Origin of the sequence: Catalinimonas locisalis (assembly GCF_038039535.1) — a bacterium.
Lineage (GTDB): Bacteria > Bacteroidota > Bacteroidia > Cytophagales > Cyclobacteriaceae > Catalinimonas.
The window spans coordinates 505349-517907 of record NZ_JBBPHP010000001.1; the positions used below are offsets into that span (position 1 = coordinate 505349).

12 protein-coding genes are annotated in these 12559 nt (G+C 43.4%); 5 read left to right on the top strand and 7 right to left on the bottom strand.

What is annotated here, in order from left to right:
• The first annotated feature begins 20 nt into the window (after nt 1-20).
• The 3 genes from WJR50_RS02110 to WJR50_RS02120 all read left to right on the top strand — a co-directional run bounded on the left by WJR50_RS02110 (nt 21) and on the right by WJR50_RS02120 (nt 3902).
• A complete protein-coding gene (locus WJR50_RS02110; RefSeq protein WP_341291559.1) occupies nt 21-1748 on the top strand; it encodes a GMC oxidoreductase in 1728 nt (575 codons plus the stop codon).
• Nucleotides 1749-1752: 4 nt separating this feature from the next.
• Nucleotides 1753-2346, top strand: a complete 594-nt coding sequence (locus WJR50_RS02115; protein WP_341291560.1) for a gluconate 2-dehydrogenase subunit 3 family protein — start codon at nt 1753-1755, stop codon at nt 2344-2346.
• A 191-nt stretch (nt 2347-2537) separates the two neighbouring features.
• Nucleotides 2538-3902, top strand: coding sequence for a vanadium-dependent haloperoxidase (locus tag WJR50_RS02120; protein ID WP_341291561.1), 1365 nt, complete (start codon nt 2538-2540; stop codon nt 3900-3902).
• Nucleotides 3903-3959: 57 nt separating this feature from the next.
• On the opposite strand, the gene lgt is transcribed toward WJR50_RS02120, so the two are convergent.
• The 6 genes from lgt to WJR50_RS02150 all read right to left on the bottom strand — a co-directional run bounded on the left by lgt (nt 3960) and on the right by WJR50_RS02150 (nt 9667).
• The gene (gene lgt, locus WJR50_RS02125; protein WP_341291562.1) at nt 3960-4805 is read right to left on the bottom strand and encodes a prolipoprotein diacylglyceryl transferase; all 846 of its coding nucleotides are present in this window, start codon (nt 4803-4805) and stop codon (nt 3960-3962) included.
• A gap of 84 nt (nt 4806-4889) precedes the next feature.
• Nucleotides 4890-7484: a cytochrome c biogenesis protein CcsA gene (gene ccsA, locus WJR50_RS02130; RefSeq protein ID WP_341291563.1), complete on the bottom strand. Its 2595-nt coding sequence runs from the start codon at nt 7482-7484 to the stop codon at nt 4890-4892.
• Between the two features lie 4 nt (nt 7485-7488).
• Entirely contained in the window at nt 7489-7890 is a 402-nt protein-coding gene (locus WJR50_RS02135; RefSeq protein WP_341291564.1) for a cytochrome c maturation protein CcmE domain-containing protein, read from the bottom strand.
• Nucleotides 7891-8000: 110 nt separating this feature from the next.
• Complete coding sequence (locus WJR50_RS02140) at nt 8001-8279, bottom strand: CcmD family protein (protein ID WP_341291565.1); 279 nt, start codon at nt 8277-8279, stop codon at nt 8001-8003.
• Nucleotides 8206-8931: a cytochrome c biogenesis protein CcsA gene (ccsA, locus tag WJR50_RS02145; RefSeq protein WP_445223448.1), complete on the bottom strand. Its 726-nt coding sequence runs from the start codon at nt 8929-8931 to the stop codon at nt 8206-8208. The genes WJR50_RS02140 and ccsA (WJR50_RS02145) overlap by 74 nt, the downstream gene beginning before the upstream one ends.
• A 67-nt stretch (nt 8932-8998) precedes the next feature.
• A complete protein-coding gene (locus WJR50_RS02150; protein ID WP_341291567.1) occupies nt 8999-9667 on the bottom strand; it encodes a heme exporter protein CcmB in 669 nt (222 codons plus the stop codon).
• Nucleotides 9668-9835: 168 nt separating this feature from the next.
• On the opposite strand from WJR50_RS02150, the gene rfbA reads away from it, so the two are divergent.
• Nucleotides 9836-10708 carry a glucose-1-phosphate thymidylyltransferase RfbA gene (rfbA, locus tag WJR50_RS02155; protein WP_341291568.1) on the top strand — a complete coding sequence of 291 codons (873 nt, stop codon included), beginning with the start codon at nt 9836-9838 and terminating at the stop codon, nt 10706-10708.
• Nucleotides 10709-10761: 53 nt separating this feature from the next.
• On the opposite strand, the gene WJR50_RS02160 is transcribed toward rfbA, so the two are convergent.
• Entirely contained in the window at nt 10762-11763 is a 1002-nt protein-coding gene (locus WJR50_RS02160; protein WP_341291569.1) for a M28 family peptidase, read from the bottom strand.
• Between the two features lie 303 nt (nt 11764-12066).
• On the opposite strand from WJR50_RS02160, the gene rimP reads away from it, so the two are divergent.
• The gene (gene rimP, locus WJR50_RS02165; protein WP_341291570.1) at nt 12067-12558 is read left to right on the top strand and encodes a ribosome assembly cofactor RimP; all 492 of its coding nucleotides are present in this window, start codon (nt 12067-12069) and stop codon (nt 12556-12558) included.
• Nucleotide 12559: the final 1 nt, after the last annotated feature.

Below are 12559 nucleotides of genomic sequence, written 5' to 3' on the forward strand. Positions count from 1 at the left end.
GCATGTAAACAAGCTATCACATGGCAAATCTTAATATCAAGGCAAATAAAGAACATACCTATGATGCTATCATCATCGGCTCAGGTATTAGTGGTGGCTGGGCTGCCAAAGAGTTTTGTGAGAAAGGGCTAAAAACCCTGGTGCTGGAAAGAGGACGCATGGTCAGGCACGTTCAGGACTATCCTACGATGAACAAAGATCCCTGGGATTTTGAGTTCGGAGGAGCGGTTACGCCTGAGCAGTACGAACGCCAGCATAAGCAGCACCGTACCGGTTTCCTGAGCGAATCTGACCGCCACTTCTTTGTAGATGATATTGATAACCCTTATTCCGAAGTCAAACGTTTTGACTGGATTCGGGGCTACCATACCGGCGGCAGGTCTATCATGTGGGGTAAGCACTGTTACCGCTGGAGTGATCTGGATTTTGAGGCCAACATGAAAGATGGCTATGGCGTAGACTGGCCGATCCGTTACCAGGATATTGCTCCCTGGTATGATTATGTAGAAACCTTTGCCGGTATTAGCGGCGAAAAACTTAACCTGCCTCAACTACCCGATGGGCAGTTTCTCCCGCCTATGGAGCTCAATTGCATAGAGCAGCATGTGCGCAAAAGAATAGAAGCTGAGTTTCCCGGCAGAAACCTCACTATCGGCAGAGTAGCCCACCTGACAGAGCCTACCGAAGAACATCTCAAACTGGGCCGGGGCAAATGCCAATACCGTAACCGTTGTTCCCGAGGCTGTCCCTATGGTGCTTACTTTAGCAGTAATAGCGCTACCCTACCCGCTGCGGAGCGTACCGGTAATATGACACTGCGTCCTCACTCAATCGTACATTCTATCATTTATGAAGAGGCGAAAGGTAGGGCCACCGGAGTACGCGTCATTGACGAGGAGACTATGGAAGCCTTGGAATATTATGCTCCCGTGATCTTTTGTAACGCATCTGCTTTGGGTTCTACACAGATTTTGCTCAACTCCACTTCCGACAGATTTCCCAATGGTTTAGGCAATGATAGCGGCGAACTGGGGCACAACCTCATGGACCATCACTACAAAGTAGGTGCTTATGGTACCTACGATGGTTTTGAAGATCAGTATTATAAAGGCAGAAGACCTACCGGCCCATACATTCCCCGTTACCGTAATCTTGATCCGGCTAAAGAAAAGCTGCCCTACTTAAGAGGCTATGGCTATCAGGGTGATTCGGGACGTGAGAACTGGGGACGTGGGGCCAATATGGCTGGAGTGGGTAAAGATTTTAAAGATCAGCTTTTTAAGCCAGGACCCTGGACCCTCTCATTAGTGGGTTTTGGCGAGTGTCTACCTTACCATGACAATAAAGTGACGCTGAACCATGAGTTAAAGGATAAATGGGGCTTACCTACTTTGACTTTTGACTGTGAGTTTAAGGAGAACGAACTGGAAATGCGCAAACAGATGATGAGCGATGCCAAAGAAATGCTGGAAGCCTCCGGTTTGCAAGACGTACAGACCTATGACAACATAGGAGCTCCCGGCAAAGGAATTCATGAGATGGGCACAGCCCGTATGGGTCGCGATCCTAAAACTTCTGTGCTGAACAAGTACAATCAGGTACATGCAGTACCCAATGTGTACGTAACGGATGGAGCCTGTATGACTTCCGCCTCCTGTGTAAACCCATCCATCACCTACATGGCACTTACCGCCCGTGCGGTAGATCACGCAGTAAGCGAAATGAAAAAAAGAAATCTTAAAGCTTGATCCTATGAACAGAAGAGAAGCATTAAAGCAAAGCGGGCTAATTTTAGGCTATACCCTTTCCGCATCTACCTTAAGTCAGTTATGGACCGCCTGTAAGTCGGAGCCTCAACTGACATGGAAGCCGCAGTTCTTTACCGAGGCGCAGGCCAAAACTGTATCTGCTATGGCGGAGTGCATATTGCCCAGAACAGAAACACCAGGGGCTAAAGACCTGGGAATTGATCAATACATTGATGTATTCGTCAAAAATATCTATTCAGAGAAAGATCAGCAGAATTTTACCCAGGGTATACAGGCCTTTGAAGAAGGCTGTCAGAAGGTACATGGAAAAACTTTTGCCAACCTTTCCGCTGAGGACCAGGAAGCTTTTTTGCTGGAACAGGAGAAAAAGGCCGGACATATCAACCATGCTATCTGGGGAGAGACTATCGGCGATATCAAGCCGGTGCCTTTTTATCGTCAGTTCAAAGCCATAGTGATCTCTGCTTACTTCTCATCGGAAGAAGTGGGTAAAAATCTGCTGACTTACGAACCGGTACCGGGTGATCAAAAAGGATGTATTCCGCTTTCAGAAGTAGGCAATGTATATTCACTATAGGGTGAACAGGAGTAGTATTGGCTAAGGTAAGTTGCGGGAAAATCTCAGGTAGTAGAAACTAATCACTGTTGTCTTACTGTTAGTGAAAATACAAGAAAAGCTGTTACTTTGCAGGTTCAGCAGTACAGATACACCTTTTCTTACGTGAGGAACAACGAACAATTGCTGATATAAAGAACTGATTATTTCTTATGAAGACATTCAAACACCTATTTCTTTCTGGTATCATTCTATGGGCAGTTTCCTGCCAGCCTAAAACAGAAATGGATTTTAATGACGGTGAATTGATCCATGGTGCCATGCAAAAGCTCACCGATATCATTGTGTACGATATTTTCTCACCTCCGGTAGCCAGTCGTATTTATTCTTATGCCAGTATGGCGGCTTATGAGGCCCTTATCCATGATCATCCTGAATACCAGAGCCTTGCCGGACAAATCAGTGGGCTTGAAGAGGCTCCCCAACCCGAAGAAGGTAAAGAATATAATTTTTCGCTGGCCAGTATTCATGCATTTACTACGGTAGGCAGAAATCTGATCTTCTCCGAAGAGAAAATGGACCAGTATCAGCAGCAGGTTTACAGCAAATATGAATCAGCCCTTTCTTCTGATGCTTACGAAAACTCCCTAGCCTACGGTCAGCAGGTGGCAGACCATATTATGGCCTGGGCAGACAAAGACAATTATAAGCAGACCAGAACTTTCCCTAAGTTTACTGTAAAAGATGAGCCTGGCCGCTGGCAGCCTACACCTCCGGATTATATGGACGGAATTGAACCACACTGGGCTTCTATTCGTACCCTGGTGGTTGATTCAGCTCAGCAGTTCAGACCTGCGCCTCCCACGCCATTCAGCATGGACGAAAACAGCCAATTCTACAAAGAAATGATGGAGGTATATAGTACAGGCGTAAATCTGACAGATGAGCAGGAAGAAATCGCTAAGTTCTGGGATTGCAATCCTTACGTTTCTCACCATCAGGGGCATGTGATGTTCGCTACCAAGAAGATTACTCCCGGTGGGCACTGGATAGGTATCACTGCCATAGCTTCTCGTCTGGCTAATGCCAGTCTGATGCAGTCAATAGAAGCATACACCCTAACCTCTATTGCACTGATGGATGGATTTATCAGCTGCTGGGATGAAAAATACCGCAGTAATCTGATTCGTCCTGAAACCGTGATTAACCAGCATATTGATCCCGACTGGACGCCGCTGCTTCAGACCCCTCCTTTTCCTGAATATACCAGCGGACATAGTGTGATATCATCGTCAGCAGCAGTAGCGCTGACCCATTTGTATGGTGAACCTTTTCATTTCAAAGATACTACCGAAGTAGCTTATGGTTTACCTCCCCGTGAGTTTGAGTCGTTTATCAAAGCCTCTGAGGAAGCAGCGATCAGCCGTTTGTACGGAGGAATCCACTATATGCCTGCCTGCGAAGTAGGCGTGAAGCAGGGGAGACAAGTAGGTAACTTCATTGTCAGTAACCTGACTACCAAAAAAGGACGTCCGGTAGCAACCGCTATGGTAGATGAAGTAAATATCAGAAGATAGATAAACTTCTCAAAAAATAACTTTAACCCTCTGGATCTTATTGAGCCAGAGGGTTTTTTATGCCTTGCTGCTGATACTGCTCCTACTTTCAGGATGAGGAGGGAGTGACTTGTTTTTCAAAAACATCAGAACCAGTCCAGAAATAATGAAAGGGATGCTGAGCCATTGCCCCATATTCAGAGTCATGTCAGCTTCAAAGGCTACCTGATCAGCTTTGAAAAACTCAATGAAAAAGCGTGCACTGAATAAAAGCACAAAGAAAAGCCCAAAAATAAAACCAGAAGGTTTATGAGTCTTCCTGTACAAAATGCTGAGGACTACGAAGATCAGAAAGTAAGCGATGGCTTCATAAAGCTGAGCGGGATGCCGGGGAACATCATCAACTTTAGCAAAAATAAAAGCCCAATCCACTGTAGCTGGTTTTCCAATGATTTCAGAATTCATAAGATTACCTAGCCTGATACAACAACCGGCCAAGGCACCCACCACACTGAGCCTGTCTAATAACCAAAGTAGCTCTACCTTATACTTCCTACAGAATAAAATAGTAGCGATAAAAACGCCTAAAATTCCTCCATGGCTGGCCAGGCCCTGAAAACCGGTAAACTCAAACTCAGGACTGAATCTTACCGGCAGAAAGATTTCTGCGATGTGCTGTGAGTAGTACTCAAAATCATAGAACAGGCAGTGCCCCAGGCGAGCTCCAATTACGGTAGCCAGCACCAAGTAAATTGTAAGCTTGTCTAATTTTTCCTGTGCTACTCCTTCTCTTTTGAAATAAACACTAAGAATCTGATAACTGAGGATAAAGCCCAGAGCAAACAGTAATGAGTACCAGCGAAGGGCGATAAATCCCAGGTCAAAGATGATTCCATCAGGATTCCAGACAATATAATTTATCATAAGTGAGGTGGCTAAGTATATAAAAAAAGACCCGGATAGCGGGTCTTTTAATTTTATGATATAAAACGAAATATTGAGATTAATTTATACAGAAACTGTACCCTTGGCTTTTTTGGGCTCAGTTTTACTCCTTTTCTTTTTAGGCTTGGTAGTACTTTCCTGCTCGCGTTGTTTTACAAACTCTTTGTAGCGACGATTGGTAGCTATACCGAAACCTATCATCAGCAGGATGGTACCAGCCCACAATATATTGATAAGCGGTTTTTCAATAGCCTTCAACACGATATAATCCTTTTGGGTAGTCTCAATCCCGATGGCAAAAGAGTTTTCCTCAGGTTTGATATTGAGTAAAGTAAGCCTAATGCCCAATTCATTAGAGGTAAAAGGTACGCGGCCCACCATACGATCACGGATGAGATAGTAAGGAGTAAGCACATATTCCTCGTTCTCACCGTACACTCTGATGTTTGCTTTTACTGCCAGATCACCCTCCTGTATGGGGGTGCCTTCTACTTCATCTACCCGCTCTATATTTTCGAGTACGGCTACATAATCATTGATGAAAAACTGCTTACCGATTTGTACTTCCGTTTCTTCGCGCTCACTCCACTCTTTTTCTTCTTCCTCATTGGGAATAGCAGATACGTGTGTATACAAATCTTTGCCAAAGGTGCGACGAATGTCAGGAGAGGCGATCAGGCCCATATTAGGGTTAACCTGAGAGCGTGGAAATAATGAGAACTCTTTACCGGTTTCTTTATGCTTATACACTACCTCATGGTAGGTGTTTTCAGCATATACTTTTACACTATCGCCTTTCTCAAAATATACTTCACCATCCTTAGCCAGATCTTTTCTGGCGATGGCAGTATAATCGTCATCAGTACGGATCAATGCGCTTTTTTCTACATAACCAGGCATATCTTTCACTTCAATGCGAGAGCCTTTGTAAGTAAGCTCATACTCTCCCATCTCCCGAGGCTCATTAATCCAGAGCAGCATGTTCTCCACATTAGCATCATCAGGAGCATCTTTGAAGAGAAGTAAGCCTGAATTATTAATAGACACTACGTTAGAATAACCGGAAGAGAAAAGGATTCCAATCAGGATCATAGCGATACCAATATGAGATACAGAACCACCGGACAAACGGTAGTTTTTACTACGTACAAACTTGATCAGTATTTTGGCATTAGCTACTACAGAATAGATAGAGGCAGTCAGTAGTAAAATATATACCGGGTCACTCACTTTACCGATTAGGATTGCCAGAGAACTCAATAACAAGGCAGTTACCACAGGAATGGTAAGCTCGCTTTTGAGTTTTTCCTTATCCATCTTCTTCCAGAAGAAAAACTGTCCGGTACCGGAAAGCAGAGCAATAGCAATTCCAAACCAAAGTTGAAATTTGGTATAAAAAGCAATTTGATCAGCAGGAGGAGCCATATTGGATATACCTCCGAACAGTTCTACAATAGCGTTCCAAACCGGAATGGAGGTAGGGATCAGGACCTGAAAGCTCATCAGGCAGAGTGTAGTCACCCCGATAAAGATCCAGAACTCTCTGCTATAAGCAGAGGCTTCTTTCTCTGAAGTAGGAATATGCTTCCAACGGATGGCCGCCAGTACAATGGCACCTACAGTAAAGAAAAGCAGGTAAACCAGTAGCTGTCCTGAAAGGCCCAAATCTGTAAAGCTATGTACTGAAGCTTCTCCTAAAATACCGCTTCTTGTAAGGAAGGTACTATACAGAATCAATACGAAGCTGGCAATAATCAGCACAATAGATGTCTTGAGCGCAGTACCGTTATTCTTAAAGATGATCAGGGTATGAATACTGGCAATCATGATGAGCCAGGGGATATAGACTGCGTTTTCTACAGGGTCCCAGTTCCAGTAACCACCGAAGTTAAGCGTTTCATACGCCCAATAAGCACCCATCATAATGCCCAAACCTAGCACTGCTCCACCGAAGATCATCCAGGGTAAGGCGGGCTTCACCCAGTTTTCGTAATCCTTTTTCCAAAGCCCGGCAATGCAGTAAGCGAAAGGAATAATGGTAATAGCAAAACCCAGAAATAGGGTAGGAGGGTGAATGACCATCCAGTAGTTTTGAAGAAGAGGATTAAGACCGGTTCCATCCTCAGGAACAAATTCTGGATTAGTAGCAAACACTGGCGCTTCCATCGCATCCCTCAGAAGGATAAAAGGAGAGCTTCCAATCTTCACATCACCGATGACTACCCCTAAGATCATAGAAGCCAGAAAAGCCTGTACAAAAGCGAAAACCGCCATCACCGGCGCTTCCCAGCGTTTATTGGTATTAATGACAATTACTCCCAGAAGCACATGCCAGAATATCCACAGCAGGAAACTGCCCTCCTGTCCTTCCCAGAAACTGGAAATCACGTAGTAGGCAGGGAGGTTGCGGGAAGCATGGCTCCAGGCGTAGTGGTATTCGTAATGATTATTGAAGATAATGTAGAAGAGCGTAGCTACCACTCCCAGTACGCTAATACCGTGCAGATAAAATGCGCCACGGGCGTAATTTCTCCACTGTTTCTGTTCGAGGTCGTGCGAGTTGCTTGCTTTGATGTAAGCAAAAGCGGCAACCAGTGAGGTAATGAAGGAAATGATGACGAAAAGATGCCCGGCATTTCCTAGAAAAGCATTGAACATAAGATTAGCTGATTTCTTTTTCCTGATACTTAGAAGGGCACTTCATCAATATTTGATCCGCCACAAAAACATCGTTATGGTAGGAACCGATTACCACTACCTGTTCGGAGCGGGTAAAGTCGGCAGGCATAGGCTCATTATAAAAAACCCTTTGCTCCTGCTGGTTTTCATCAACCATCACAAAGGAGAAAGAAAGTTTATCCTCAGAAGGTTGAATGCCTACAATATTCCCCTGATCGTCTTTGGAAAGTTGTCCGACTACATGGATTTTTTTGTCTTCACCCCCCGTGGCTAATGTTTTAGCTTCTTTAAAAGAAACATAAGTACTGGCATCACCAGCAGTGGACATAATGATCATAACACAGAGGGCAATGATAACGATGCCAAATATGTGGGTCTTCTTCATGATGAACGAAATGCGTTAAATTACGAATTTAAGGACCAAAAGCTTAGTAAGCTAACAGTAGTTGGTGGTTTTTAATTTCCCTATAAGCCAACTAAATCTTCAGTCTATATTTATTTTTCCAGCTCTTTCTCCAAACGGCTGACTTTACGCTCAATTCTAACAGCATATAGTATCAAGCCCACAAAAATTAGCAGGATAACGGCTACCACTACGTAAATCTTGCCGTCAGCACGGAAGGTATCCGCCATAGCTACTTCCTCTACCGGAGCGCTTTGTGCAAGAGCCGAAAGGCTAGTAACTAAGAATAAGCCAAGGCTAAGCAGAGTGCCCGGCAGGATGTCCGGTAGTACTCTTTGAAGTCGGAATATATTGTTCTTCAGTTTTTTCATCTATTTTCTGATTTATTTCTCTGATACGAATACGAAGGCTGGTAAACCACATACCTAATAATGTCCATCCCAGTACTGCCGGATAGAATACCAAACGCAGTTTACTGTCCAGATCATAAGCATTGAAACCTGGATTACCGCCATTACCAGGGTGTAATGAGTCAGTAAGTCGGGGTAAAATGAAAAGCAATGGAATCAGTGCTGAGAAAGCAAATATATTGTAGATCGCACTGATCTTAGCTCTCTGCTGCTCATCTTGTAATGAATTGCGCAGTACGAGATAAGCAAAGTAAATGAGCAAGGCGATGGCAGCTGCGTTTTGCTTAGGATCACTGCTCCAGGGGGAACCCCAGGTAAAGTTGGCCCACAAAGCACCCGACAGTATCCCCAGTACGCCAAAGAGAATACCCGCATTGGCAAATTCAATAGCATAGTTATCAATTTTTTGAGAAGGAGTACTAAGGTATTTGATGGAGTATACCACTGATACAGCGAGCAGTATCAGCATGCCAAACCACATAGGGACATGAAAATAAAGCACCCGTATAGTTTCATTGAGAATAGCCAGGCGAGGAACCTCAAATAGCAAACCAGCAGTGATGGTATAGACCATTAAGACTACAGTTAGTATTTTCCACCAGCTTTTTTTCAATAGAGAGCTCATAGTATTAAGCGTTAAAATCCATTTCGTATCAGCAACAAAATCTTTTGCAAATTAGTTAGCTTCGCCACAAATAGGGAAATAAAATGTAAGAAACTGTCCCTACAATCACATTGACTGCCGCTAATATAATCAGGTCATCATAGCTTACACTTATGTCCAGCCCATCAATTGCGTTTTTGGATACCCTGATCACCATAAGCAGTGTGGGGATAATCACCGGAAAACCCAGTATGGCCATTAAGGTACTGCTATTGCCTGTCTTGGATGCAATGCCTGATACCATCGTAAGCGTAGTAGAGAAGCCGGCCGCGCCCAGAAATAAATTGGCAATAAATAATCCCCAGTTCTGAATAGGGTTGCCTAATACCAGCGCATATACCAGCAAGCAGGTAAATGCCAGAATGAGCATTAAGACTACATTGTACAGTATTTTAGAGAGAATAATTCCCTGCGGACTGCTAAGGGTATAGTAGTAAATCTGCCTCCCGTAATTTTCCTGCATAAAACTTTTAGCAATGGCATTGATGGCGGCAAACAGCATAATAATCCAGAACAAAGCATTCCAGGTAACCACCTGTAGGGTCCCTCTTTGCAGGTTAAAGCTGAGGTAGCAGACAAAAACAGCACTCACTACATAAAGCAGAATACCATTGAAAGCATAGCGCTGTCGCCACTCAAGTACAATTTCTTTACGAACTAATAATTTTATTTCCTTCCAGAGCATAGTTTTTGTATTGCTTTGGGGGAGGCAAAGATATTGATTAATCGTGCTTCCGTATACTTTTGCTATACTTATTTGTATATAAATTAAGAACATAGGAAATCATAGAAAATAGCATGACTGGATTCTGATTTTCTATTTTTGTACAGATTTTAACCAAAATAAATTTTTATGAAAGGGATCATTCTGGCCGGTGGATCAGGAACACGCTTACACCCACTTACTTTATCGGTAAGTAAGCAGCTTATGCCGGTATATGACAAACCTATGATCTACTATCCGTTATCCAACCTGATGATGGCTGGTATTAAGGATATACTTATCATTTCTACACCCCACGATATGCCCAACTTCCAGAGATTACTGGGAGATGGAAGTGAGCTGGGTTGTAATTTTTCCTACGCTGTGCAGGAAAAGCCGGAAGGTCTGGCGCAGGCTTTTACGATCGGAGCCGATTTTATCGGTAATGATAAGGTAGCGCTCATCTTAGGTGATAATATTTTTTATGGCAGTGATCTCGCCCGTTTACTGCAAAGCAATGCTGATCCTGAAGGTGGCATTGTGTATGCCTACCATGTACATGATCCGGAGCGCTATGGCGTGGTAGAGTTTGACGAAAATGAAAAGGTGATTTCCATTGAAGAAAAGCCTAAAAAGCCTAAGTCAAATTTTGCTATTCCCGGGATCTACTTTTATGACAATGACGTAATTGATATTGCCCGTAATCTTAAACCCAGTGCACGTGGCGAGTATGAGATTACCGATGTAAATAAAGAATATCTGAAACGAGAAAAACTTAAAGTGAGTATTCTTAGTAGGGGAACGGCCTGGCTGGATACCGGTACTTTTGACTCTCTCATGCAGGCCGGTACTTTCGTACAGGTTATTGAAAAAAGGCAGGGCCTAAAAATTGGCTGTATTGAGGAGATCGCTTACCGGATGAAGTTTATTGGCAAAGCACAGCTAGAGAAGATGGCTCAGAAGCAGCTCAAAAGTGGGTACGGAGAATACCTCATGAACTTGTTAACTCAAAATATCAAGTAAGAACTTGTAGTAGGAAATTATGAAAAGCCCTGTTTTATTGCAGGGCTTTTTGCTTATTCATGATATACCACACTGGCTACGGTTTCACCAACTGCCTTTAACGTCTCCTTGCTGATAAGCTCCATATTATCCTCGTGCGTATGATGGTAAGCAGGGAAATACGCATCTGTGCCCGGAGCATAGTCAATAATGTCAATCATAGGAATCTTCGCATTGTAGTTTACGTAAATGTGATCGTCCACAATTTCCGGACTGTTTTCATAGACAAAGTAACGTCCATGTCCTAAACTTTGTGCCTGACCCCATACCTTCTTCACGATGCTGGGAGCAGCTCTCATAGAAACCCCTTCCCGATAAAACCGGGCACCTTCAGCACCCACCATATCCAGCAGAATACCATAGTAAGCTATATAGTTTTTCTGGTGCTTATTTTCAGACCAATATTGAGAGCCGAGACACCACCACACCTGATTGCCACTCTCGCTGGTCTGATGGTGGCCTTCCGGTTCTCCATAATCTTCTCCATCAAAAAGGATAATATCTACGCCTACTTCCGGCGGTTGTTGCTGAAACAAACGAGCCAGTTCCAAGAGTATACCCACGCCGCTTGCCCCATCATTGGCACCATCAATGGGCTCCTGACTGCGCTCGTCATCTTTATCTGCAAAAGGGCGGGAATCCCAATGGGCCGCCAGCAGAATACGTTTACTTGCTTTGGGGTTAAAAGAGGCGATAATGTTTTGCAAAGCTAAAGGAGTGCCGTCAAAAGCAGGAGCCTCAAAAGATTGGGTTTGCACCTCAGCACCATAATTTTCTAATTTTTTTCTAAGAAAATCAGCCGTGGCCAGATGAGCGGAAGTATTAGGAACTCTGGGACCAAAGTCCACTTGCTGCTGCACAAAGTGATATGCAGAGTCAGCGTTAAATGCAGGAACAGCAACTTCCTCCTTAGGAAAGCTATCCGTAGTTTTCTCAGAAAGTGCTTGCTCAGCGTCCTGCTGACAGGCAGTAAGCAATATAAGAGCGCTAAGAATAATTAACAGATGATTACGCATGACTAAAACTAGCTAAATGATCCAAAACTCAACAGACATAGTGGCTTATTAATTGTATTTGCCAGAAGATAAGTTCATCGCTAAGCAAGAAAATTTATGGTAAGCATAAAACTAAGGAGAGATAGGAATCTATTTAGTAAGAGGCTTGTTTGATATTATAGGTGAATAAATGTTTAAAGATTAGAAAGTCAAATCTTGCTTTCTGTTTGATTTAGGCAGAATTTTCACTACCTTTGTATCGTGGTTTCAAAACTAATACAGAGGGGGCAAATGTCCCCTCTTTTTTATTATTGAATAGAAGATATGAGTGCAGAGGTTAGGATATCACAATGGGTACAGGAAATGCTGGAAGGGGAGGATCAATCTCTTTTTTTGGTAGATGTCAGCATATCCAATGCTAAAAACAGCCAGAAAGTAGTGGTTCATCTGGACGGAGATGAAGGCATATCCATTGACACTTGTGCAGAAATCAGCCGTAAGTTAGGAACTTTGATGGAGGAAGAAGAACTGATCAGCGGAAGCTTTACACTGGAAGTCTCCTCTCCCGGACTTGATTTACCCCTGAAAATGCACCGGCAGTACAAAAAAAATGTGGGAAGAAAAATAAAAGTACTCCTGCAGGATAACACCACAGTAAAAGGAGAGCTGACGCAGGTAGATGAACAGCAGATCGTACTACAGGAAGAACTTAAAGTTAAAAGTAAAGATAAATCAAAAAAGCAGGGAGAAACTAAGGAAGTAGTAATCCCTTTTCAGGACATTAAAAAAACAAACGTCTTAGCTTCATTTAAATAAA